At 41.5% G+C, this 23,156-nt stretch carries 22 protein-coding genes; 6 read left to right on the top strand and 16 right to left on the bottom strand.

Features of this window, described 5'->3' with window-relative positions:
- Positions 1-98: 98 nt before the first annotated feature.
- Both cls and PAHA3_RS09915 read right to left on the bottom strand, forming a co-directional pair.
- Positions 99-1,538, bottom strand: coding sequence for a cardiolipin synthase (gene cls, locus PAHA3_RS09920; protein ID WP_082762763.1), 1,440 nt, complete (start codon positions 1,536-1,538; stop codon positions 99-101).
- A gap of 218 nt (positions 1,539-1,756) precedes the next feature.
- Entirely contained in the window at positions 1,757-2,236 is a 480-nt protein-coding gene (locus PAHA3_RS09915) for a GyrI-like domain-containing protein (RefSeq protein WP_062834584.1), read from the bottom strand.
- A 106-nt stretch (positions 2,237-2,342) separates the two neighbouring features.
- On the opposite strand from PAHA3_RS09915, the gene PAHA3_RS09910 reads away from it, so the two are divergent.
- Positions 2,343-3,311 carry a helix-turn-helix transcriptional regulator gene (locus PAHA3_RS09910; RefSeq protein WP_062834583.1) on the top strand — a complete coding sequence of 323 codons (969 nt, stop codon included), beginning with the start codon at positions 2,343-2,345 and terminating at the stop codon, positions 3,309-3,311.
- Between the two features lie 169 nt (positions 3,312-3,480).
- On the opposite strand, the gene PAHA3_RS09905 is transcribed toward PAHA3_RS09910, so the two are convergent.
- The 3 genes from PAHA3_RS09905 to PAHA3_RS09895 all read right to left on the bottom strand — a co-directional run bounded on the left by PAHA3_RS09905 (position 3,481) and on the right by PAHA3_RS09895 (position 6,151).
- Positions 3,481-4,716, bottom strand: a complete 1,236-nt coding sequence (locus PAHA3_RS09905) for a multidrug effflux MFS transporter (RefSeq protein WP_062834582.1) — start codon at positions 4,714-4,716, stop codon at positions 3,481-3,483.
- Between the two features lie 166 nt (positions 4,717-4,882).
- The gene (locus PAHA3_RS09900; RefSeq protein ID WP_062834581.1) at positions 4,883-5,515 is read right to left on the bottom strand and encodes a nitroreductase family protein; all 633 of its coding nucleotides are present in this window, start codon (positions 5,513-5,515) and stop codon (positions 4,883-4,885) included.
- A 42-nt stretch (positions 5,516-5,557) separates the two neighbouring features.
- A complete protein-coding gene (locus PAHA3_RS09895) occupies positions 5,558-6,151 on the bottom strand; it encodes a TetR/AcrR family transcriptional regulator (RefSeq protein ID WP_062834580.1) in 594 nt (197 codons plus the stop codon).
- A gap of 126 nt (positions 6,152-6,277) precedes the next feature.
- Here PAHA3_RS09895 and PAHA3_RS09890 point away from each other — a divergent pair, with 126 nt between their 5' ends.
- Positions 6,278-7,459: an MFS transporter gene (locus PAHA3_RS09890; RefSeq protein WP_062834579.1), complete on the top strand. Its 1,182-nt coding sequence runs from the start codon at positions 6,278-6,280 to the stop codon at positions 7,457-7,459.
- 78 nt (positions 7,460-7,537) lie between these two features.
- On the opposite strand, the gene PAHA3_RS09885 is transcribed toward PAHA3_RS09890, so the two are convergent.
- Positions 7,538-8,515 carry an alpha/beta hydrolase gene (locus PAHA3_RS09885; protein ID WP_062834578.1) on the bottom strand — a complete coding sequence of 326 codons (978 nt, stop codon included), beginning with the start codon at positions 8,513-8,515 and terminating at the stop codon, positions 7,538-7,540.
- 201 nt (positions 8,516-8,716) lie between these two features.
- Here PAHA3_RS09885 and PAHA3_RS09880 point away from each other — a divergent pair, with 201 nt between their 5' ends.
- On the top strand, positions 8,717-9,247 hold the full coding sequence (locus PAHA3_RS09880) for a TetR/AcrR family transcriptional regulator (RefSeq protein WP_167350868.1): 531 nt from the start codon (positions 8,717-8,719) through the stop codon (positions 9,245-9,247).
- 86 nt (positions 9,248-9,333) lie between these two features.
- On the opposite strand, the gene PAHA3_RS09875 is transcribed toward PAHA3_RS09880, so the two are convergent.
- The 5 genes from PAHA3_RS09875 to PAHA3_RS09855 form a co-directional block, all read right to left on the bottom strand.
- Positions 9,334-10,722, bottom strand: a complete 1,389-nt coding sequence (locus tag PAHA3_RS09875; RefSeq protein ID WP_062834576.1) for a glycoside hydrolase family 1 protein — start codon at positions 10,720-10,722, stop codon at positions 9,334-9,336.
- Positions 10,722-12,647 (bottom strand): beta-glucoside-specific PTS transporter subunit IIABC, encoded by a 1,926-nt coding sequence (locus PAHA3_RS09870; RefSeq protein ID WP_062834575.1) that lies wholly within the window; start codon positions 12,645-12,647, stop codon positions 10,722-10,724. Before PAHA3_RS09870 ends, PAHA3_RS09875 begins: the two co-directional genes overlap by 1 nt.
- Positions 12,648-12,761: 114 nt before the next feature.
- Positions 12,762-13,598 carry a BglG family transcription antiterminator LicT gene (licT, locus tag PAHA3_RS09865; RefSeq protein ID WP_062834574.1) on the bottom strand — a complete coding sequence of 279 codons (837 nt, stop codon included), beginning with the start codon at positions 13,596-13,598 and terminating at the stop codon, positions 12,762-12,764.
- Positions 13,599-13,791: 193 nt separating this feature from the next.
- The gene (locus PAHA3_RS09860) at positions 13,792-14,811 is read right to left on the bottom strand and encodes a Gfo/Idh/MocA family oxidoreductase (RefSeq protein WP_062834573.1); all 1,020 of its coding nucleotides are present in this window, start codon (positions 14,809-14,811) and stop codon (positions 13,792-13,794) included.
- 230 nt (positions 14,812-15,041) lie between these two features.
- Positions 15,042-16,067 carry a hypothetical protein gene (locus PAHA3_RS09855; protein ID WP_062834572.1) on the bottom strand — a complete coding sequence of 342 codons (1,026 nt, stop codon included), beginning with the start codon at positions 16,065-16,067 and terminating at the stop codon, positions 15,042-15,044.
- Positions 16,068-16,218: 151 nt separating this feature from the next.
- On the opposite strand from PAHA3_RS09855, the gene PAHA3_RS09850 reads away from it, so the two are divergent.
- Positions 16,219-16,620 (top strand): VOC family protein, encoded by a 402-nt coding sequence (locus PAHA3_RS09850; RefSeq protein ID WP_062834571.1) that lies wholly within the window; start codon positions 16,219-16,221, stop codon positions 16,618-16,620.
- 30 nt (positions 16,621-16,650) lie between these two features.
- On the opposite strand, the gene PAHA3_RS09845 is transcribed toward PAHA3_RS09850, so the two are convergent.
- Positions 16,651-17,829: an MFS transporter gene (locus PAHA3_RS09845; protein ID WP_062834570.1), complete on the bottom strand. Its 1,179-nt coding sequence runs from the start codon at positions 17,827-17,829 to the stop codon at positions 16,651-16,653.
- A complete protein-coding gene (locus tag PAHA3_RS09840; RefSeq protein ID WP_062836049.1) occupies positions 17,819-18,658 on the bottom strand; it encodes an SDR family NAD(P)-dependent oxidoreductase in 840 nt (279 codons plus the stop codon). The genes PAHA3_RS09845 and PAHA3_RS09840 overlap by 11 nt, the downstream gene beginning before the upstream one ends.
- Before the next feature lie 157 nt (positions 18,659-18,815).
- Between PAHA3_RS09840 and PAHA3_RS09835 the strand changes: the two genes are divergently transcribed.
- Positions 18,816-19,715: a LysR family transcriptional regulator gene (locus PAHA3_RS09835; RefSeq protein ID WP_062834569.1), complete on the top strand. Its 900-nt coding sequence runs from the start codon at positions 18,816-18,818 to the stop codon at positions 19,713-19,715.
- A gap of 25 nt (positions 19,716-19,740) precedes the next feature.
- Here PAHA3_RS09835 and PAHA3_RS09830 read toward each other — a convergent pair whose 3' ends face one another.
- Entirely contained in the window at positions 19,741-20,637 is an 897-nt protein-coding gene (locus PAHA3_RS09830; protein ID WP_062834568.1) for an AraC family transcriptional regulator, read from the bottom strand.
- A gap of 154 nt (positions 20,638-20,791) precedes the next feature.
- Between PAHA3_RS09830 and PAHA3_RS09825 the strand changes: the two genes are divergently transcribed.
- On the top strand, positions 20,792-21,724 hold the full coding sequence (locus PAHA3_RS09825; RefSeq protein WP_062834567.1) for a DMT family transporter: 933 nt from the start codon (positions 20,792-20,794) through the stop codon (positions 21,722-21,724).
- Positions 21,725-21,797: 73 nt separating this feature from the next.
- Here the strand turns inward: PAHA3_RS09825 and PAHA3_RS09820 are convergent, their stop codons facing one another.
- Both PAHA3_RS09820 and PAHA3_RS09815 read right to left on the bottom strand, forming a co-directional pair.
- Positions 21,798-22,166, bottom strand: a complete 369-nt coding sequence (locus PAHA3_RS09820; RefSeq protein WP_167350867.1) for a MarR family winged helix-turn-helix transcriptional regulator — start codon at positions 22,164-22,166, stop codon at positions 21,798-21,800.
- An 11-nt stretch (positions 22,167-22,177) separates the two neighbouring features.
- Positions 22,178-23,155 (bottom strand): right-handed parallel beta-helix repeat-containing protein, encoded by a 978-nt coding sequence (locus PAHA3_RS09815; RefSeq protein ID WP_371327934.1) that lies wholly within the window; start codon positions 23,153-23,155, stop codon positions 22,178-22,180.
- Position 23,156: the final 1 nt, after the last annotated feature.

Genomic DNA, 23,156 nt, shown 5'->3' with positions numbered 1-23,156 from the left:
TAAAAAGAAGGATTTGATAATACTCTAGTCGTTAAGAAGCACTTCAGTGAAAAGTTTTATCGTGCCTGGTTGAGTATAACATCGGCAGTGAAGCTGAGCTATAAAATAGGTGAAAGAAGACGTGATATTCCTTCTTTAAACTTGATAATAAGGGACCTATTTTTATAATGATCAGAAGTAAGCTCTGAACTTAACTGGCTATCTTGATGAAACAATTCTTGAAGTTGTTTTGCAACTCGCTCATCATATACAATTGCATTCACTTCAAAATTCAACCTAAAGCTCCGGGAATCAATATTCATCGTGCCTACTGAAGCGACTTCTTCGTCAACTACAATGGTCTTTGCGTGTAAAAAACCATTGTCATATAACAGAATCTTCGCGCCATAGTCCAATAATTCACCAACATACGCCCAAGTTGCCCAATATACAAACGGGTGATCGGGCTTATTGGGAATCATAATGCGCAGATCCACCCCGGATAGGAGAGCGATTTTACATGCATCCATAAACGTGCTGTCAGGAATAAAGTAAGGTGTTTGAATATACACACTCTTTTTAGCATTTACTATAAGCTTAATGTACATATTCTTCAGGTGTTCTACCTGTGAGTTAGGACCACTAGACACAATCTGAACTGGACTTGAACCGCCAAGCTTGACTGTGTTGAAGGAGAATTGTTCGTAACTTACTTGACCGGATTTGCTGGCGTGTTTCCAATCCAAAATAAACCTACCTTGAATATGATTAACGGCATCTCCGTGCATTTTAAAATGTGTATCACGCCAGTATCCAAACTTTTTATCCATGCCTAGATATTCATTTCCCAGATTAAATCCGCCGATATAAGCAATCTCCCCATCAATGATACAAAGTTTGCGATGATTTCGATTGTTCATGCGGAAATTTAATGGCCTAATTAGTGATGGGAAAAAGACCTCTACTTCTCCACCGGCAGAGATCAGTTCTCTGAAAAATTTCAGTGAAAGTTTCTTTGAACCAATTTCGTCATAGAGAACTCGCACTTTTACGCCTTCTTTAGCTTTTATGGTTAATTCATCTCGTAATTTCTTCCCTAAGGAATCCGGTTGTATAATGTAATATTGGATGTTAATCTCTTTCTTGGCATGCTTAATATCAGCAAATAAAGAATCAAATTTCTCTTGTCCATCATCGAAGATGAATATCTCATTGTCATTGGTTAGGATTGCATTGGATGAAGTGAGATTCAATTGAATCAGATCAGCATATTTCATGAGGAGGGGGTTGTTTTCCGTACGTTGCTCCTTCAATGTCACTAATTGGTTCTCAACAATTAACTTTAGGGAGTTTCTCTCTTCAGCTGAAAGCCCGTAGAAATTTTTCTTTTTGAGGTTACGGCCCAGAAAGAGATAAACGATAAAACCTACAATAGGAATGAAGTAAAAAATCATGAGCCAGGCCCAAGTATAACCGATGTCTCTCCTTTCAAAAAACAAAAATACCGCTGAGAGTAATATGTTCATAATCATAACGAGCGAAAGTATCAGCGTGACCATACTGCTATATCTCCTGCCTTCCATTGACTTTATGTAAATAATAAAAAAAACTTATTACTTAGCTATTCTCGAAACAAGCCTTTTATCACAAAGAATATGATAACATACTTGAGGAAAACTAAACCTATTAAATGATATTCACTAGACATCGAACTAAAAAAAGAATCCACTTCCTAATAAGAGAAGGGATTCTTTCACTTTGAATATTTATGCTTCAGTTAGTTCCTTACAACAGGAATCCACATTTCACCATATACCAACCCGGTTCTCTCTCCCATTTCAACCGTTGTGTTTGGACCACCAACATAGGCATAATCCTTTTCCCTCGGTAGAGCTTGACCAAAGGCAATGCCAGTAAGCATATTGCTTAACGCATCAGCCGTCTCTGCTTCGCCCTTCACAACCAGGTATTCTCCCTTAGGAAATTGAATCACTCTCGTTGCTTCTAGCAGAGATTTTTCTGTCATGACACCAGCATAATGCATCATCTTGTTATTGACTGCTTCGTTTACAGCAAAAATGTACTCGTTTGTTGCTAGGGACTTTAATGTGTCCAGGCTTCCATTCTCTTTCACGGTGGACCAAAAATCAGCCTTCTCCTTGCTTATGCCAGCATAGTCTGTGTAGTTGCTCTTAAGCTCCGTTCCAATACCTAGCACGATAAAGCTGTCTTTTTCTTCAAAATGATAATTACTCATGGTTTACACCATCCTCTTTTAAATGATCAATTGATTTGTGTTTTCACTTGATGGGTTTATAATAACCTTAAATCATGTCAGAATATGATACTGTTTAGGGGGCCCCATGAAAAAAGTTGAACGCATTAATGTCATCACGCGGTATATCAATAACCGTGCCCACTTTACCATTTCTGAAATTATGCAAGAATTTAACATTTCTCGTTCGACAGCCATTCGAGATATCAGAGAAATTGAATCCATGGGAATGCCACTTGTCGCTGAAGTTGGGCGAGATGGGGGTTATTTTGTGATGAACAATTCCCTCCTACCCACTGTTCGGTTTACCGATAATGAAATCAAAGCGCTATTTATTGCCTTTATGGCAACAAGAAATCAACAACTTCCTTATCTGAAGAGTCGTCAATCTTTAGCTGAAAAATTATTGGGCCTCATCTCCGAAAATCAGCAGGATGACCTTGTGCATTTGAATCAAATATTGCTTTTTGAAGGGACCAATCCTCATAATCCAGACTTGCTTGATCTGTCAGACCTACCTCACCCTACCTTGGAAAAACTCATCCAAATTCTTCTCTTAGAAAATGATTTGTTAGTTACTGTCCAAGAAGAGAAGGAAACAAAGTCCTATCCCATTGTTCTCTTGCACCTTCATCATCAAAACGGCCATTGGATCATTGAAGGTTATGACTTAGAGGAAGAAAAGAGACGTATCGTATCTGTCGACAACGTCACTCATGTAGAAGTATACCCGACGAAAAAAAGGTTGAGTCCTAAAAAGATTATAGAGCAATTAAGTACACAGGAAGAAGTTATCAATCTTGTGCTGGAACTTGGTCCAAAGGCGATTACGCAATTCAAAAAATACCATCCTCTGAAGTTTACAATTGCCTATACGAATCCGTACCAAACTACAGCCGTGCTTAAGACATATATGAATGTTCATAACCCAGAGGAATTAACCGAAATCACCAATTGGTTGCTGTTCCTAGGTGAAGATCTGAAGGTTAAGGAGATTCCGGAAGAAGTCCTGAATGCTGTTCAAGAGAGATTAAGCTTATACCAAATGAAGCAGTGAGCAGCCCCCTCCTCCCCAGTCTCTCCATTATCTAACAATGCCTTACCTGAATTCAGGCTGAGGGTTCAGTAAGAAAACCAAAAAAGCCGCTGTGTTAGCGACTTGTAATGGAATCATATTCATATTCATTCATGTCTCACGCCAATGCTCGGCGAGCTGTTCCTTCTATTTAAAAGTCAGCATTAGATTGGGATTGGGCATGATTAGGTGTATGCTGCGTGACGTTTTTAACGAGCAAGAAATAAGTAACAATCGCAATGATACTGGTCATTAATAAAGTGAGTCCTAACGGGACGGCAGTGTCCTCACCCGCGATACCGACCAGGGGCGCAACCAATGCACCCAGAAGAAAAGGAACAACTCCGAGCAGTGCTGCTGCACTTCCGGCCATCTTGGCTTGACTCTCCATAGCAAGTGGGAATGCCGCTGTAGACGTAATGCCGATCGAGCAAACAAAGAAGAACAATGGAATGACCAAAGCGAAAAGTGGACCATGAGCCAGAGTTACCACCAAAGCAGCCACACTTGCTATTATAGCAAGCCATAGACCAGATAATAGAAGGGTCTGCTCAGGTATGCGTTTTGCCAATCGACCCACGATTTGAGATCCGATGATTAAGCTGATTCCGTTTGAAGCAAACAATATAGCAAATACAGTTGGTGTAACGCCATATATATTTTGATAAATAAATGGAGTTCCGGCCACATAAGCAAAGACCCCTGCCGTCATGATTCCCTGTGCCAGCATGTAGCCTACAAACTTACGGTCACGCAGAAGCATTCTGTAATTCCCCAATTGTTGTTTGAAGTCGGGAACCATACGTTTTTCTACGGGGTGTGTTTCTTTTAAACTCCACTTTGTCATGATTAATAAGAAAATCCCCAGGAATGAAAGGCAGATAAACACGCCAATCCATGTCGTGAATGAAAGAACCCCACTTCCCGCAATCGGTGCTGCCAAAGGCCCCAAATTCCCTACAAGTAAAAGCAAAGAGAAAAATTTGGTGAGTTCATGTCCACTGTACAGATCTCTAGCTATCGCACGGGAAATGACAATTCCCGCTGAAGCCGCAAATCCTTGTGTGAAACGAAACAAAATCAATAGTCCGATATTCGGAGCAAAAGCACATGCCAAGGAACAAATAATATAAGCTGCCATACAGATCAACAATGGTCTACGTCTACCGTACGCGTCACTCAAAGGACCCATAACAAGTTGTCCTACACCTAGTCCTAATAAACAAGCAGTAAGACTAAATTGTACAAGTGATGCTGTTGTATTCATATTTTGTGCAATCTCAGGAAATGCCGGTAAATACATATCAATCGTAAATGGACCTAATGTAGAAAATAAACCAAGGAGTATTGCCAGTCCAAAAACACTCCAATTTGTACTCTTCGTCATGTTAAATAAATCTCCAATTCTTTATATAATTTTCAAGCCTATTCGAAGTATAAGACATAGAGTTGACTGTAGGTCAAGTCTTGAGACTATTAAAACAAAAAAAGCCGCTAAAATAGCGACTTTCATTGGTACTATAGTCGAGGCATTTTTTTGAGTGAAAATTCTGTTATTTCCACTCTGTAATTTGGCTGACCTGAAGACGAACAGGCGGGCGCGCATCTGAAGCTGCCTTGCCGATTGAAATGAGCAGTATTGGAACATATCGCTCTGGATCTAATCCCAATACAGCTGCAATCTTCTCTTTGTTAAAGCCTGACATTGGATTTGTTGCATAACCATGAGCATGTGCCGTAAGCATAAACTGCATGGAGACAAGTCCGCCATCCAGCAACACAGACTCTTTTTTCTGATCAATCGAAAATTGATTATACATAGGTACAACCATAGCCAGCATCTTATCTTTAATTTCCTGCGTTATATAGCCAAGATCAGCGGTTTCCTTATAAATTTCTTCTGCGCTGTCAACAAAATTCAGATCACCAAAGACGGCGATAACCGCTGACGAAGTATTAATTTGTGAAAAGTTGAAAGGCGCAATTTCGAGCAGGTCTTCCTTACCATGGTCACTTTCAATAACAACAAATCGCCAAGGCTGTAAATTGAATGCTGACGGTGCCAAAGCAGCATCTTCGAGCATTTCAATAATTTCTTCCCGACTAATTTTAAAATGTGGATCGTATTTCTTTATCGTACGACGGCCATGTAAAACCTCACTAAAATCTTTTGTTAATGCATTCATTCTTGTATTCCTTCTTCCCGTAGTCTGTTTAAGCTATGCAAATCATTGCTTATTAACAGCAAGTAGCTGATCAATGATCCCGTTCAAAGCATTTTTTCTCTCCAGATATTCTTGTTCATTCCAGGTAAACACACCGCGATCAAGCCAAAATGCAGCACCTACCAAAAGAAACTCCGCTTTAAGCTCAGGTTGTTGAGCAAGAAACTCTCCCTCTTCTGCCCCCTGCTGAACGATTTTTTTGATATAGGGAATCAATGCATTAATTTCGATAACAATCCATTTTTGATGCAAAGTACTGTTACTTTCCTTATGAAGATATTCAAATACATCCTCATCATGTTCGTCAGGGGTTGCATCCATAAAAATACGAATGATTTTTTCTCGCGCGTTGAGCTCGCTATTTTCAACTAAATGATGTATTGCTTCCAAACGAGATGCTAATGTTCGTTCACAAGCAGCATGAAGTACATCTTCTTTGGATTGAAAATAATTGTAGAAAGTTCCTTGTGAAACACCAACTTTTCTTACGATTTCACTGACGGATGTATCTTCGTAGCCCTTCGAGTTGAATAATTCCATAGCCACAGTCAGTATTTCATTTTTTCGTTCCTGGGGATTCTTGCTTACTCGTGTCATTGTCAGATCTCCTTTGTCACTCCTTTATATTAGTTTAAATGTACAACTTGACTAACTGTCAGTCAATGTTATAAGCTCAATATACAATATGACTGACAGTCAGTCAATATAATTTGGAGGTGTTTTATGAACAAACGACGAATGCTCTTCATCTTGGGGATTTCTGCCGCTATTGTATCTCTTGCTCAAAGCCTGTACATTCCTTTGCTACCTGATCTGCAACAAGATCTAAATACGTCATTACATTTAGTTAATCTAACAGTTACTTTATTCACTGTGGCCATGGCAACCATGCAGATCATACTTGGCCCCATTGTTGATCGTAATGGACGTAAGAAAATTCTAGTCCCGGGTATAATTATTTACGTAATTGCTACTATAGGATGCATGTTTTCAGGTTCAATAGAAATGTTACTCATTTTTCGAGTCATTCAAGGAATAGGCGCATCATCTGTTCCATTAGTAGCTGCTACAATGATCGGAGATGTTTTTGAGGGTAAAGAGCGTGCCGAAAGTATGGCTACATATCAGATGATTCTTGGAATTTCACCAGCAGTTGGTCCGCTCATCGGTGGCATTATCGGTAGTCAATTCGGTTACACAGGTACGTTTGGTTTTGCAGCAGTCAGTGCTCTTCTGATCCTGATCGCAGCCATATTTATGTTACCTGAGACAAAACCAGTCAACATAAAACCAGCGGGAACAAGACTAGGTTTAAAAGCATTTGGGAAAATTCTAGGAAACAAAATCGGCGTTGTAGTTCTTTTGAGTGGTTTCATCATGTATGATGTCTTTTACACATTCATCGTATTTTTACCTACAATATTACAAACGAAGTATGCTTTAGGCGCCGCAAGCATTGGTTTTTTCTCCCTTGCCCTCATGATATTCAATCTTGTTGGAAGTAAAATAAGTGGAAGTTTACAAACCAGAATAGGGTCAGTTCGAACACTCTTCTGGGCCGGTATAATGACCATTTTGAGTCTTGTGATTTTTATTTTTGCTGCAGATTATTCTCTAATTGCTTTGCTTCTCTCTCTGATGCTTACTGGATTCGTGATGGGACTTGCCACACCAGTAATGCCAACCCTCTTGTCCTCGGAGTTTGTTGAAGAGCGCGCTACGGCAATGGGTGTCTATAACTTTGTTCGTTATCTTGGTATGGCTACTGCTCCACTAATTGGAAGTTTTTTGTATCCTTTAGGCAATATCCAACTTTTAATCGGGATAACAGCTCTTCTCGTTGTAATGGTCGTATTCGTAACAAATCGTTTACTACCAATTAAAAAGTCAGAGGTGACAAACTAGAAAGCGATGACCAAAAGAGCAACCTCATTGGAGATTGCTCTTTTGGTTTATTTCCATTCCAGACATACATCCCTCTATTCAAGTGTGATGCTGTTCGGCAAAATAATACTCTACTGCATACTTGTAAGATTTCATTAAGAATGAAGTGGCTTCTTGGCTTACCTTGGCTTTGGGATTAATGATATCAAATCCATGGTAACAGCCTTTATATAACGTGAATTCAACGGGAATGCCGGCTTCTTTTAATTGCTTAACGTATTCGATCGTTTCATCCCGGAAGGGTTCCACATCACCGACGAAAGTCACTGTGGGTGGAAGGTTACTATAATCGGTAGCTCTTGCAGCTGACGCATAAGGAGATACCTCTTTTCCGTAATTCTCTCCGAGGTACAGCTTCCAAGCCCATGCATTCATGTCAGAGTTCCATATGGGGGCATTATTATCTTGGGCTGATTCAGTGATCATTCTGTCATCGATCATGGGGTACAGGGGCATTTGAAATGCGATATTTACTTCCCCCTGATCTCTCGCATAGAGAGTAAGAGCTGCAGTTAACCCTCCTCCTGCACTTTCCCCACCTACCATAAGTTGATTGCTCCGAATTCCGAGCTCCTTGGCATGTTGCTTCATCCACAGAAGAGCGTCATAGCTATCCTCTAACGCTGCTGGATACGGTGCTTCAATAGATAAACGATAATCCGGCGCGATAATAACACAATGACTTGTATCCATTAACTTTTGGTACATGTTTTCGAATAGTTCTGGTATTCCCTGTGCGTAGCCTCCTCCATGTAACCAAAGAATACCCGGAAGGTTTTCTTGGACATGATGAGGTCTATATATAAGCATACGCTGTTTAGATCCGTCTTTACGTTCAATCCATTCTTCCCGACAGTGCATCCCTTCCAGATGCTTCCCTTTTCGTTTTTCAATTTGTTTTTTTCTTTTGAGCATATCTTTTAAGAATTGGTCTTCACTTGAGGAACTCATTAAGATGTTCAAAATCCTGCCTTTCAGACGTAATTCTTTATCTATCATTGCATAGGTTACTTTCATTAATTGTTCCTCCAAAAGCTAATAATCTGTTACTCTTGTTATAGTATATGTACACATTGTTCGATAAACAACAGGCAGTTCGATAACAAATGATAGTTAACGAACGAAACAACGAATGGTGTCTGTTAGCTCGATGATTTTGCATCATTAGGAGGGTAATTAAGGGGAATGCAAGAAGACCGCAGAATTCAATATAGCAAAATGGTATTAAAAGAAAGTCTGTTAGCACTTATGAAAGAGCGTCCAATTAACAAAACTACCGTGACTGACTTATGCAGACAAGCAAATCTTAATCGTAATACGTTCTATATGCACTATCATTCTCCAGTTCATTTGCTTTCAAGCATTGAAGAATCATTTTTTGCGGTTATTAAGGAGCTTATAGAACGTTCTATACTGGATGATGTACATGTTAAAAGTTCATTCGTTGAAATCTGCGAACATATTGCTGATAACAGTGACCTGTGTACCATCCTGTTCTCTGATCATGGGAATGGAGATTATTTGGAACGGGTGATCTATATTTTGCATGATCGAAGTATTGAAGTATGGAGGGAACAAATGCCTCACATGGATGTGAATACCCTTGAATCATACTATTCATTCATTTCAAGCGGCAGTGCAGCAGTCATCAAAAATTGGATTAAACATGGAATGAAGGAGACACCGCAAGAAATAGCTCGATTTATTGAGAAAGTAAGCCGTTCGGTGGAACATTCATTTGTGCAATAGTGAATCTAAACAAAACAAACGACCGTTTTCCGGAAGTATTCCAGAGAACGGTCGTAACCACATGATCATTTCGTTCATTCATTTATTCATTCCAGGTCTTCTCCATTGCTGGAAATAACCTCTCTGAACCAGTTGTAACTCTTCTTCTTGTAACGCTTCAGATCTCTTAGATCCGTTTCGGTGCGATCGACATAAATAAATCCGTAACGCTTCTTCATTTCACCTTGTGAGCTTAAGATATCGATGGGTCCCCAGGTGAGAAAGCCCATTAGATCTACGCCGTCCTGGGAAACCGCCAGTCTGAGTTGCTCAATATGTTCGCGAAAATAGGCTATGCGATAATCGTCCAGCACCGTATCATTCTCATCCAGCTCTTCTTTGACGCCAATTCCACACTCTATGGTGAATACCGGTAACTTATAGTTGTCATATATCTCTTTGACCGTAAGCCGCAGACCAACCGGATCAATAGCCCAGCCCCATTCGCTTGTTTTCAAATATGCATTGTTCAGTGATTTCCCTCCAAGAAAAAAGTCCCAAATGGATTCGATAGTCACTTCCATGCCATTCTGAATCGTTAAGGATTGATAGTAACTGTGAGCGAGAAAGTCCATCTTGCCCTCTTTCAAATAAGAGAGATCTCCCTCCTGAAAGGGCGGTGTTACCTCATTCAAGCGCCATTCATGCAGTTGATCTGCCGGATACTCGCCATTCGCAAATACATCTAACATCCGATAATTATATCTGCGATTCGCCTTCTGAGCGGTTAGTACATCTTCCGGTTTACTGGTCGCCGGGTAAAAGGGTGCAAAATTAACCATGCCCCCTACCATGGCGTGTGGTGCATACTCCCGTGCGATGTTTCGTACTGCTGCCGAAGCCATGAACATATGATGTTGCACCGCTGCGACCGAATGTTGCATATGTGATTGCGGGATAACCTCTTCCAGATTCTTCATCTGGATGGATACGGCTGCATTCTGTTCGTTAAAAGGAATATAATATTTCACGCGTGTACCGAAGCGCTCGATCACGATTTGAGCGTAGGCTTTGAAGGCCTCAAAGGTTTGCCGTGACTGCCAGCCACCATATTTATTCGCCAGAGTAAGTGGCATATCAAAATGGTACAAGCAAACTACGGGTTCGATGTTATATTTTAATAACTCATCTATGACACGATCATAAAATTGCAACCCCGCTTCGTTCACAATCCCCTCTCCATCCGGCAAAATGCGAGCCCAGCTGAGCGAAAATCGATAAGCTGTAAAGCCCATGCCTGCCAACAGAGCAATGTCCTCTTTGTAACGGTGATAAAAATCAATGGCTACTTTCCAATCCGAAACGGTCTCGGCATTGCTTTTCATCTGACTCGCATCGTACACGGTAAGACCTTTGCCATCCTCATTCCAAGCTCCCTCCACTTGCATGCTGGAAACTGAACCGCCCCACATAAATCCGTTTTTAAATACGCTCATTAGTTCACCACCTTAAGCAAATCATCATGATACATGACACTTGTTTTCTCCGTTTCAATGACATCCAGGTAATCACCCGAGTTGGTCACAATAACAGGTGTGATTAGACTGAATCCAGCTTCTTTAATCTCATTCATATCGAATTCCAATAGAAGTTCTCCTTGTTTAACGGCTTCTCCCTGCTTCACTTTGGGTGTGAAATGTTTCCCTTTCAACTTGACCGTGTCCTTACCGACATGAATAAGAATTTCAATGCCGTGCGCACTTGTTATGCCAATGGCGTGACCCGATGGGAACACATTCGTAAGCACACCATCGATGGGTGAGTACACTTTGCCTTCAGTTGGCTCAATGGCTACCCCCTTACCAAGCGCACCGCTGGAAAATGCCTCATCCTTAACTTCGCTTAGAGCAATAATGTTACCTTTCATCGGACTTTGTACGATGTCATGCTTAACTGCTACCTCGTTGCCAGCACTACCTTTTCCATCGCCATCTTGATTGCTGTTCGTTTGCTCAGGATCTTTAAATCCACGGAAGAACGTGAGCAAGAATCCCAGACCGAAGCTCACAAGAGAGCCAAGAATCATGCCATAGAATCCGCTGTCGATTCCTTCTGGGCTAATAAAGCTTGGAAAAGCAACGATTCCCATACCACCAACCATATATGCTTTGGTTCCCATTAGGCCGGTAATACCACCGCCGACAGCCGCTGCAATACATCCCATAATAAACGGTCTTTTGAGCGGTAACGTAATCCCGTAAATTGCAGGCTCTGATACCCCAAAGATACCCGAGATAATGGCAGGAATGGACAAGGATTTCAATTTCTTGTTTTTGGTTTTAATTAAAATAGCCAGTACCACACCGACTTGTGAGAATACAGTAAGCACGGAAGCGGTAATGATCATTGGATCGTACTTCAGTATGGCAAGATTGTTGAAAGCAATAGGTACTAATCCCCACTGTACGCCAAAAATAGTAAACACCTGCCAGAATCCATTGAGCAAAGTTGTAGCGATTACTGGACTCAAGTTATAGAGGAACATCGTTCCTGTCCCGAGCAATTGACCTGCCCAAGTCGCAGCCGGCCCGATTGCGATCAGTGCCACTGGCACAACCACCAGCAATGTAGAGAATGGAACAAAGAAGTTACTTATAACGTTCGGAATAATTCGCTTGAAAACCCTTTCAACTTTTGAAGCAACATACGTCGCAATGATAATTGGAATGACACTGGATGCATAATTCATCAAAATGACCGGAATCCCCAGGAAGGACAGATACACAGACGATTCAATCACGGACCCACCAAATATGGTGTACAGCGGTTGGCCTGTTGAGGTCAGGCTTGAGAAGCTTGGATAAACCAGGCAAGTACCTATCGCCATTCCGATGAAAATGTTAGCATTAAACTTCTTCGCTGACGTATATCCCAGGAAGATCGGGAAGAAGTAAAACAAGCAGTCACCTATCGCGCTGAGCACTTGATGGGTTCCTGATGTTGTACTGAGCCATCCGACAGCTACGAGGAGAGCAGTTAGCCCTTTGATCATTCCGGTTGCTCCCAAGATGCCAAGCACCGGGGTGAACACGCCGGAAACTACATCGATAAAGGTGTTAAAAATATTCGTTTTTTCTTTGGTGGACTCTCCAGATGACTGTCCGGAGTCCAGTTGAAGTCCGCCTATAGCCACAACATCAGCATAAACCTGAGGAACATGGTTGCCGATTACGACTTGATATTGTCCTCCGCTTTGCATTACGGTGATGATGGCGTCCATATTTTTCAGGACATCGGTGTTAGCCTTGCCTTCATCTTTCAGTTTGAACCTCAGACGAGTTACACAATGCGCCAGGCTTTCTACGTTCTCTTTTCCACCAACATGATGAATAATGTCTTTTGCCAATTCCTCATACTTCATGAGTGATCATCCTTCCAACATTGGATATAAATAAAAAGGCAAGACCATAGGAACAAAGCGGAAAACGCCTTGTCCAATGAGTCTCGCCTGCATGACCAGTAACAATCCCAGATTTTATTCAATTGATTTTCGTGTGATTCTTTCGATGTGAATCGTCAGATATAATTGATCTTCATCTGATAATGTAGTATTAAGATACTTCTCGATTTTCAACATGCACTCATATGCTTTGGTATATTTGGTTCTGACCTGTCTAAACAGGAAATCGTCTTCGATCAACGCTTCTCGCCGCTGATTCAAGCTTTGGAAGAAGAATTTTAGATGGCTGATGAACCGTTCGTAACTTACCTCTTTTTCATCCAGAACAAGATTAAAGGTATATTGGATGATGGACAGAATATCATTAATCTTCTCTAATTGTCGCCCTAAATCTGCAATCTCGGGGTACTCACTGTTCACTTTGGGATTAATGAGATGCTGAGCAATATTGGCTGCTTCGTCTTCAGGAAATCGCTTCCCTATTGATTCTTCAATGAATTCCAATGCCTTGAGGCCTACCTCGAATTCTTTGGGGTAGATCTTCTTAATCTCCCAAGTTAACGGGTTTACAATTTTAATTCCCTCATCATACAGCTTGATCATATTGTTGATGTGATCTGTAAGTGTCACATATATATAATCACTGAGGGGCGTTTTGAGTCTATTTATGGCGTACTCTATGATGTCATAGCATAATGCAACATAGTCAGTTGGAATATCTTCTAGCAACGTTTTGAATTTTTCTGACGTTTCATTGGGTTTCAGAATGAATAGTTTTTCGATCAGATTTTCGTCAAGTGCGTCTCCTACACTTTTCTTGAATCCAACCCCTTTACCCATAACTACAAATTCTTCACGGAGTGCATCTTTAGCCACAATGGCATTATTGTTAAAGATTTTTTGGATGATCATCCAATGCCTCCCTTCATCAAGTATAAGACTCGCAAAATGTTGTGTTTTAGGTGGGAGCAGTCATTTCTTGGCGATCATACCTCTGTTAAACCTTACAGCAAGCGCTTTCTTTTCTTCGTTAAAAGTGTTCCCCCCACGGACATATTGAGGTCCGAAGGGAGTAACTAATCTACTTGGGTAAGTCCAGCCTATCTTAGCGGCAAGCTTCAATCCCTTTTTCAAGGATTTCCATAACAGCTAACGTTTCTTCGTCTTTGACGACCTTCTCCTTGCCATGGACGATGGCTTGATAGAGAGCATCATACACATGGGTATAATCTCCTTTTTCGGAAACGACTTTCTCCTCATGATACACGCCGTCATCATCCATGTATGTTAAGGTCCCATAATGTTGTGGCAGGTCGATTCCGAAGTCAGGATGACCCTTAGGTAAGTGGAATAACTTTAGATGCTCTTCCTGACGATCCTCCGTTTGTTTGACAAACATCCCTTTTTTACCATAAACGATCGCACACGGACGAGGTTTTAAACGGAAGAAACTCGATTTAATAGATACTTTTAACGTTCCATAATACAGATCGAGGTCAAAGTAATCATTCATTCTGCCTTCGCCCAGCAACTGACGGACATCGTAGTGAACGCGTTCCGGCTTACCATAATAGGATATGGCTTGATCAAGCGTGTGGCTGGCATGCCCGTACAGATAACTGTTGTATTTGGAAAAATGGTTGGTGTTGTTTGGGATTTCAGGACGGTAGTAATCATAATGCATTTCCACCTCTAAGATCTCTCCAAGTTTCCCGGATTCAATTACTTTTTGTGTGGTCAGGAAGTTCGAATCATAACGTCTGTTTTGAAAACATTCGACAATTAGATTTCTCTCCTTGGCGTACTGGAAAATGTCTTCAGCTTGCTTCTTGTCCAACATGAAGGGTTTCTCAACAAGCACATTTTTACCGTGATCCAGTGCTGTCTTGGCATAATCAAAGTGCGATTCCGGATGTGTACATACCACAACCAGCTGAATCTCATCGTCATTCATTAAGACATCAAGATCACTCGTGTACTGTACATCCGGTACTCGATCCCATTCCGTCTTATCCAGGTTACGGGCATATATTGTTTTTACCTTTACATGATCATGATTCAACGCGAAAGGAAGATGATAGCGATTTGTGCTTTTGCCATTGCCAATGTATCCAACTGTAAGCATTTGAGTTCCCCCTTATATCTTTTTTTGTTATTATACGAGAAAAAATGAATGTGTGAAGTCAGGATGAGCAAAAAGGTCTAATCGATCAATATTCATTCAAATGAAGGGCTATTTTCAAACAAAATGTTCAATCCATGTATATATAACACGAAAAAAAGCCGCTAAAATAGCGACTTTCCATCAGACTATGTTTTTACACCCGGATAACTGAGTATATAGTCATGTCATGCTTACATTAGGATTTTTGACAGATGCACAAGACCTGTGGAAGGTATTCGTTCTTCCTCAGTAATATTCTCGTAGAGAAGCTGTCCTTTTCCTGCATCCATCATTCGTTTACGCATGGCCGCAATACGTCCTTTGCTGTGATCGATATAACGGAAATCCACCTGGCGAAGACTTTGCATTTCGGTCAAACGTTCGAAAGCTTCCGCCTTGATCCCCTTATGTATCTCTTTCAAGACCAGTACCTCTAATTGATCCGCAGTCCACAGGTTATCGATCTCCTGTAATGATTTCAAGAAATCCAATTCTAGCTGACGGAGATTGTTCATACCTGAAAAGTCGCACAACCGCTCGATCTTAGGTAATGACAGATGCAGATAGACTAGATTATGCAGCGCCCCCAGCGCATCAATATGGGTTAGATTACGGACCGAGGATAATCTCAGCATACGGATATTTGATTCAGTCAGCACCTCAAGCGAACCATTCAATGTACATTGATCGATAGCCAAATACTCGATGAACGGCAGGTCCACAACAAAATTAAGCTGATCAATAGCACAGTTTAGGACAAGGGTACGCAGGCGAATACAGTCCTCGATTGGGGAGAGATCAGCGAATTTCCCACTAAGTGCGAGATAGTCCAAGGTTTTAAAGTTACGGATGAAATCCAAGTTTTGAATTTTGGGCGAGCGAATGGTGAGAAATGTCATCCTTTGCATCGTACCGAGTATATTCAGGTCTTGTGGTTGCTTGAGATCCAGCTGCAAAGCGGTGACATGCTTTAATGTGGCGAGTATCTCCAGAAATTCTTCGGTATAACGTCCCTTCGCATCAGTGTTTGATATAGATAGTATCAGATCCTGGCGTTTGGCAAACACAAGTTCATCCAGTTGACGTAGATCACGCATCTCGTCCAGCCCAACAACAAAACTTATCGTAGCGCGGTTTCGCAATTGCGTGATCGCGTTCTTCATTTTTTCCTCATCCCACGGAACACCACTCATTGAACCAGCCCAAGGTTCGCTCATCCACCATCACCTTCCTTTCAAATTATCCCTCACTTAGGTAAGTTAGGTAAGCGTTATGGTTATTATATAGAGAACACTCTGAGGGTTCAAACCCTACTAGAAGTAGAGTATAGTAAACGTAGTTGAAAGTATATATAAGGAGGCTGCAGCCATGTCACAAAAAATCTGGATGAACCTGCCGGTGAAAGATGTTGTGAAATCCACTACCTTTTTCAATGCGATTGGATTCCATGGGGAGAATGTTGGTAACGAGAGAGCCCAGCTTGTCATAGGTTCAACAACGATTCTGCTGTTTCCGGATGCAACGTTTGAGAAATTTACAGGTGCCAAAATTGCAGATACTTCCCAAAGCGCAGAAGTCATATTTTCCATTGGCGCTGACAGCAGAGAAGAAGTTGATGCATTTATTCAAAAAGTAGAGATTGCTGGAGGAACCATCTTTGGCAAGCCAGGTGAAATAGACGGCTGGATGTACGGCGGGGGATTTGCCGACCTGGACGGTCACCGCTGGAACCTGTTGTATATGGATGAGAGCAAAATGCCCAAAGGCTAATTTCCAACGCCAATCACTACGTTCGTCTGCTTATCCTTCGACATTTGAACTCTTTATTCGACCAGTCATGGAGATTCTGAAGTAATTCGTTACAATACTAAATATTAGAAATACGATTCCTCCAACTACAATATATTGTGTACTTATTCCAGTTAAGATTAGTCCACATACACTAGCGCCAAGTGTTGTTCCCAGGTTGGAAGAGGTTAGAAAGATCCCATTCGACAATTCGGGTGCCTCTGGTGCTGCAGATACCACCCAATATTGAGTAATGTTGCTCCCTATGCCTCCTAAGATTCCCCAAATGAAAATAAGGAAGGCTGCTGGCACGCTGAATTGTCCGAAGGTGAACAGCAAGATGTAAACAGCAATTAGTGCAATTGGATACATCTTGACTGTTCTTAACGGGTGATTAGCGAGCAGTTTCCCTGCCAGCATGTTCCCAACCATATTGGCCAAGCCATATAGAAATAACATCACACTAACGGTGTTCCAGTCATATCTGGTCACGGTTTTCAGAAACTCGGCAAGGTAACTATAGACCCCAAATACGGCTCCGTTCATGAAGATCACACCAGCAATGGATAGCCAAATCACGGATCTTCTCAATACATACAGTTGAGTACCGATCGAGATTCTTTTCGTAACTGGCATTGAGGGCACGAACAGAAGTGTTGCTACGAATGCGACGACTGTTACGGCGGCAAAGAACAACATCGCATAGAACAACGATGTGCTGGTAGCAATCAAGCTCGAAAGGGGTACTCCAAGCACCATGCCTGCTGACACGCCAACAAATACTTTAGCCACAGCCTTCGGCGCTTCTTCCTTGGGGACTGACGCCGCAGCGACGGTAAATGCCAATGAGCAATAGACAGGATGGAAAAAGGCCGGAACGACACGTCCAATGACCAATACTGTAAAATTTGATGTGATGGCGGAGACCAGGCTTCCCACAATAAAAATGCCAAGCACAAACAACATGACATGCTTGCGGTTCATGCCCGAAAATAATAAGGGTAAAATCGGACCAGATACAGCAACCGCAAGCGCAAAAAGACTCACAATTAAACCAGCGGTTGAGATACTGACCTGGTAATGTTCTGCAATCAAAGGCAAGATTCCGATTACGCCCATTTCCGTATTTAATATACCGAATACACCAAAGGTCAGAATGAATACAAGCAGGTGGTTTCGTTTAGTTGTCATATGCCATGGACCTCGACAGATCACGGTAAGCATTGATCTGGAGCTGCAGATCAGCAATTTTTTGCTCTGCAATGTCGATCGCGTCGGCTCCTGCAATGAAGCGTTGCGGCGGTTGGGCCTCGTTTGCAATTTGAAGGAGAGCATTGGCAAGTTTTTTTGGATCTCCAGGCTGCTGCCCGTTCTGATTATTGAAAAATTCCAGATGACCAGCTCTCCGATCATCATAGTCTTCAATCGAGGGCTTAGCGAAAGTCGAGGATGCATCGGTAAGAAATTCTGTTCGGAAAAATCCGGGATTGACTATAGTCGTATAAATACCAAATGGAGCTACCTCAGGAGTCAGTGCCTCCATCCATCCCTCAAGCGCAAATTTCGCTGCACTATAGGCCGAATTAAACTCAAATCCTGAAATGCCAGCGCCAGAAGAGATCGAGATAACATGTCCTGAACGTTGGGTGCGCATCACAGGTAATATGGCCCGGGTAACGTGCATGGAACCAACCAACGCCACCTGTAACTGATGTTCAATCTGGTCAGGGGTCAGTTCCTCAAAATACCCTCCACAGAAATGTGCCGCATTATTTACGAGTACATCGATTGCCCCGAACTGTTCAATTGCCGCCTTGACTGCGGAATGTGCATCTGCAGGCTGGCAAACATCTAACGGGACAACTATTACATTCTCGGAATCACCGATCGCACGAACCACCGCATCGGGATTCCGGCCGGTAGCCACAACCTTGTGTCCAGCATTTAAAGCAGCCTTCGCAATAGTTGTGCCCATACCTCGACCAGCGCCAGTAATAAACCATACCTTTGTCTTATCCATATCCTTCATTCCCTTCAGTTTCTTCTCTATTTGCCTCGCTCTTTAGTTTAGCGTTTACACACCATATAGCAAATACTCATATCTTATATCAAGATATGCTTGAAAGGCATTTCTCAAGGGTTTATTGTAGAGTTTAAAGGATATAGGAGGAGTTAAGATGGAGATTAGAGTATTGCGTTATTTTCTTACGGTCGCCAGAGAAGGAAGCATTACTCGTGCTGCTGATTTCTTGCATGTTACGCAGCCAACCTTGTCCAGACAATTGAAAGACCTTGAACAAGAGCTGGGGAAAAAATTATTTATTCGCAGTAGTTACAGTGTTAATCTCACAGATGAAGGTATGCTCTTAAGAAATAGAGCTGAAGAAATTGTGGGTATGGTCGATAAATTGGAGGCAGAATTTGAATCCATGGAAGAAACCATAAGTGGAGATATTTATATAGGCGGTGGAGAAACCGAAGCCATGAAACAGATTGCAAGGGTGGCAAAAGACGTGCAGAATAAATATCCCAATATACGCTATCACCTATACAGCGGGAACGAAGATGATGTAACTGAACGGCTTGACAAGGGGCTTCTTGATTTTGGTATTCTAATCCAGCCAGCGGATGTCTCCAAATATAACTATATTAATTTCTCTGACAAGGATGTTTGGGGAGTTGTTATGAGAAAAGAAAGTCCACTCGCCTCCAGAGATACGATTCAATCAACAGATTTATTAAATGTTCCACTGATCTGTTCACGACAGTCACTGAAGCAGACGTTTTCAAAAAATGAGTTTGCGGACTGGTTTGGTGAAGATTTTGACAAATTAAACGTCGTTACTACCTACAATCTTGCATATAATGCTGCCATTATGGTTGAAGAAGGCATTGGTTATGCATTAACACTTGATAAAATAGTGAATACGTCTAGTGAAAGCGACCTTTGTTTCAGACCCCTAGAGCCGAGACTTGAATCTGGCTTGAATATGGTTTGGAAAAAACATCAGGTCTTTTCGACTGCTGCGGATTTGTTTTTAAAAGAAATTCAGGCAAAATTTCAAAATTCGCTATAAATGTAAAAGAATATTCGTTTAGCGTTTATGCATGACTATCAGGGTATGGAGAGCACCGAAACTCTTTCGGTGTTTTTTCTTCGTGCTTTCTGAAAGACTGGATAAAGTGGTTCACGTGATTAAAGCCTACTTTTTCCGCAATCTCGGTTACTGTATCATTCGTCGATAATAAGAGATCTTTGCTCTTCTTGATTCGGTATTTGATCAAATACTCGTAAGGTGTCATGTGAGCCGTTTTCTTAAAACATCGGGTACACTCTGAAATGCTCAAATGTGCTACATCAGCAATCTCACGAAGCGTGACCGGATGAGCGTAATTTTGATGGATAAAACTGAGCATTAACTGTAATCTTTCCTGCTGACGCTTCTCGCTTCTTGGGGTTTCTCCGGAAGGAACTGAAATATTGGATATTAATACAAACCATAACTGTACTGTTTTAATTGAAATTTCATATTCCCATCCCCATTTTTTATCTGCATTAAACGTCTCCCTCATATCCCAAAGCATGTCTAATAACTGTGTTTCCCACTCCGAATCTTTTTTAATCACAAGCGAAACCAAAGAAGAATTGGTATAAGGCAGTACATAATTTTTTTCCATTGCACTGTCTACATGAAAGGCTAATAGCTTTTCGGGAAAATTGAAACTAACATATTGACCATCATGTGTAAGCTCTGTTGTGATATGAAGAATTCTCTTGTTGATCAGGATCGCCTGACCCGTTTCCAATGTATGATCAATTCCGTTAATTTGAATAACCAGTCTCCCTTTAGTGACTAATGTGATCTGTAGATCTTCGTGCCAATGCAGATCGTTGAACCCTCTGCCTTCGGGGATACTTGCATGACGTGTATGTGTGTACATGATATAGGGAAACGAAAGATCAGAATACAAAATATCCTCATAAAGTTGCTTCACCATGCTATGATGTTCCTTTCTTTGACGATATATCTATATTATATAGCGATTTATTTGCACGAAATTCACAAAAATAATGATATTATTATATCAAATCTTTGACTTATCACAATAGCCTGTGCACAGACGACCGGATAAGAACTTTGGAGGCTTATATGTGAAAGATAATAAATTGTCGCTGCTTTTTCATCCTTATGTATTGCTTTTTATCGCCATTTTGTCGGTATCCGTCTCTTCAATCATGATCAAATCTTCGGATACTCCGACCGCTATAGCCGGTATGTACAGGCTGTATATATCAGCCATTATTATGCTTCCGTTTATCCCTTGGAAAACAATTCGTTTCTTAAAAATGAATTCAAAGGATTGGATTACAGTTTTTCTGGCTGGCCTGCTGCTGGGTCTATATTTCTTGTTTTGGATGGAATCGCTGGTATATACCTCTGTGGCTAGTTCCATGGTCATTCTAGCGCTGCAACCTTTGTTTGTGATGATCGGGTCATACTTTATGTTTAAGGAAAGAGCAAGTATACCTACCGTGCTATGTTTGATTACCGCCCTATTCGGTTCGGTGATTATCGCCTGGGGAGATATTGGCGTGTCAAGAGAGGCTCTGATCGGAGACGGTCTGTCACTGATAGGAACCATACTGGTGTCGGCGTATATGCTGGTGGGACAGAAAGTGAGTCGAAAAATCGACGCTAATATATATAGTGTTGTTGTCTTTATTATTGGCGGAAGTGTCCTGCTGGTCTACAGTTTATGGAATAACCTTTCTTTGACCAATTACGAATCATCCGATTGGATGTACTTCCTACTACTTGCGATCATCCCCACCATTTTTGGCCAGTATATTTTCAATCTGCTTCTTAAAACCATTGGTGCAACGACGGTTTCTGTAGGCATTATCGGTGAACCCGTTCTGGCTATTATGCTGGCTTATCTACTGTTGGGAGAAACCATCTCTGCTTTTCAATTCGTAGGTGGATTAATTACGTTGTCAGGCATGCTGATGTACTTTGGGCTGAAATCTTACCATATTCAACTGCCCAAGTTCCTGCGCTTTAATCGATTCAGAAAATTAGAATAATAAAGAAGTGCACCCTCAGAATAGACATTGGAATAAACACCTGGTTTATCCGATGAAATTCTAGGGGTGCACTTCACTTTCTCTTGATTATCATATAAATGACAGGTTGGACAAGTTCTCGAAGTTTTCGATCAAGCCTGAGAAAAAGGTCTTTTCCATCATCAGTCAGGGACAGGTAGATTGTTCTACGATCATTTGGATCATTGTTTCTCTCAACCAATTGTCGTTCTACCAAGCGATTGATAATGGATGTAATAGCACTTTTGTTGACTCCAAATTCAGTGGCAAGCTGAGTTGAAAAGCAAGAACCGAACTTGTGAATATGTCCCATTGTTGTGTACTGTTCTACAGTCAGAAGATCTCCGACCACAATTCGGATCAGATTATACTGGTTCAAAACATCAAAAAACCGCCGATCTTTTATCAAGACCAGCGGTTTCAACACACAAATGATTAGTCAGCAAGATAGCCTAAGTTGTATTGACTAAGAGGACTCGAAGATACAGGAAGCATGAATGAAACATCAGGCAAAGTACCGTCCGACTTTCTTGGCGCTGATAGTTGAGTTGTATCCAAACTCACAAAATCATCAGCTGTGATCTCAAGACCTCCGTTAATCGTCCACGAATTATTAGTTACATTCTCCGGCAAATTGTTATCATTAACGATTGCCCGACCCGTAAACGCAATGTTATTATGTAATACTTCTCTGTACCCTGGAATATTCGTTATGTCCGTTAGACTAACACGCTCCAGCATATCAAAATTTGCTCTACTGTTATTGTAGGCTGTGTTGTTCGTCCAGGTAGCTGATTGTCCAGGTTGATGATTGGCATAAAAGCCATTCGCTCCATTATTCACAGCAAGAGAATACTTAACCGTGTGAACAGGTAGTGTATCTGGGAACCCGCTTGTTCTATAGGCATAGCCCCCGACTTTGAATCCATTTTTGTCGCCGACCCCATCCTGATTGCCCCGATGGTTAAACGACCAGCAATGGTCATATATTACAGTCCCTTTGGAGCTGATACTGTCGAATCCATCATCGCTATTATTCCATGCACGGGAGTTAATGAATGAGACGTCCCCTCCATGAGCACCGAATCCATCAATATTTCCTGCAGATAGTGGCGTTGGGCCGATGTTGTTATACGCATCTGAATTCAGAACGGTTCCTGTTCCATTTCCAGTATAGTAGAAACCAATAGCTTCATTATCATGAGCAGCCATATGTACAAAATCAGCTTGTCCTCTAATTCTGAAAGCTTCCGATTGCGCTTGATCGCCTACTTTGATACCTATTACATCGAATCCTTTGAATGTGATGTCGGTTACTTTATCCCCCACAAAAAATGCTGCTACGCGCAGATTCGTTGGTACGTTTTTAAAATCAAATACCGGTCTTTCTCCAGGATATGCTTCATAAGTGATC

This window comes from Paenibacillus amylolyticus, from assembly GCF_001570725.1.
GTDB classification, from domain to species: Bacteria; Bacillota; Bacilli; order Paenibacillales; family Paenibacillaceae; genus Paenibacillus; species Paenibacillus amylolyticus_A.
The sequence above is the reverse complement of the archived record's forward strand: the minus strand, read 5'-3'. Positions and strand labels throughout refer to the sequence as shown.

Excerpts from the sequence above, each read along its gene's own strand:
- licT (WP_062834574.1), bottom strand. The coding sequence starts at position 13,598 with ATGATCATCCAAAAAATCTTTAACAATAATGCCATTGTGGCTAAAGAT.
- PAHA3_RS09875 (WP_062834576.1), bottom strand. The coding sequence starts at position 10,722 with ATGAGCGTATTTAAAAACGGATTTATGTGGGGCGGTTCAGTTTCCAGC.
- PAHA3_RS09855 (WP_062834572.1), bottom strand. The coding sequence starts at position 16,067 with ATGAGCGAACCTTGGGCTGGTTCAATGAGTGGTGTTCCGTGGGATGAG.
- PAHA3_RS09880 (WP_167350868.1), top strand. The coding sequence starts at position 8,717 with ATGGTATTAAAAGAAAGTCTGTTAGCACTTATGAAAGAGCGTCCAATT.
- PAHA3_RS09895 (WP_062834580.1), bottom strand. The coding sequence starts at position 6,151 with ATGACACGAGTAAGCAAGAATCCCCAGGAACGAAAAAATGAAATACTG.
- PAHA3_RS09835 (WP_062834569.1), top strand. The coding sequence starts at position 18,816 with ATGGAGATTAGAGTATTGCGTTATTTTCTTACGGTCGCCAGAGAAGGA.
- PAHA3_RS09885 (WP_062834578.1), bottom strand. The coding sequence starts at position 8,515 with ATGAAAGTAACCTATGCAATGATAGATAAAGAATTACGTCTGAAAGGC.
- PAHA3_RS09900 (WP_062834581.1), bottom strand. The coding sequence starts at position 5,515 with ATGAATGCATTAACAAAAGATTTTAGTGAGGTTTTACATGGCCGTCGT.
- PAHA3_RS09830 (WP_062834568.1), bottom strand. The coding sequence starts at position 20,637 with ATGGTGAAGCAACTTTATGAGGATATTTTGTATTCTGATCTTTCGTTT.
- PAHA3_RS09850 (WP_062834571.1), top strand. The coding sequence starts at position 16,219 with ATGTCACAAAAAATCTGGATGAACCTGCCGGTGAAAGATGTTGTGAAA.
- PAHA3_RS09915 (WP_062834584.1), bottom strand. The coding sequence starts at position 2,236 with ATGAGTAATTATCATTTTGAAGAAAAAGACAGCTTTATCGTGCTAGGT.
- cls (WP_082762763.1), bottom strand. The coding sequence starts at position 1,538 with ATGGTCACGCTGATACTTTCGCTCGTTATGATTATGAACATATTACTC.
- PAHA3_RS09910 (WP_062834583.1), top strand. The coding sequence starts at position 2,343 with ATGAAAAAAGTTGAACGCATTAATGTCATCACGCGGTATATCAATAAC.
- PAHA3_RS09845 (WP_062834570.1), bottom strand. The coding sequence starts at position 17,829 with ATGACAACTAAACGAAACCACCTGCTTGTATTCATTCTGACCTTTGGT.
- PAHA3_RS09890 (WP_062834579.1), top strand. The coding sequence starts at position 6,278 with ATGAACAAACGACGAATGCTCTTCATCTTGGGGATTTCTGCCGCTATT.
- PAHA3_RS09840 (WP_062836049.1), bottom strand. The coding sequence starts at position 18,658 with ATGGATAAGACAAAGGTATGGTTTATTACTGGCGCTGGTCGAGGTATG.
- PAHA3_RS09860 (WP_062834573.1), bottom strand. The coding sequence starts at position 14,811 with ATGCTTACAGTTGGATACATTGGCAATGGCAAAAGCACAAATCGCTAT.
- PAHA3_RS09905 (WP_062834582.1), bottom strand. The coding sequence starts at position 4,716 with ATGACGAAGAGTACAAATTGGAGTGTTTTTGGACTGGCAATACTCCTT.
- PAHA3_RS09870 (WP_062834575.1), bottom strand. The coding sequence starts at position 12,647 with ATGAAGTATGAGGAATTGGCAAAAGACATTATTCATCATGTTGGTGGA.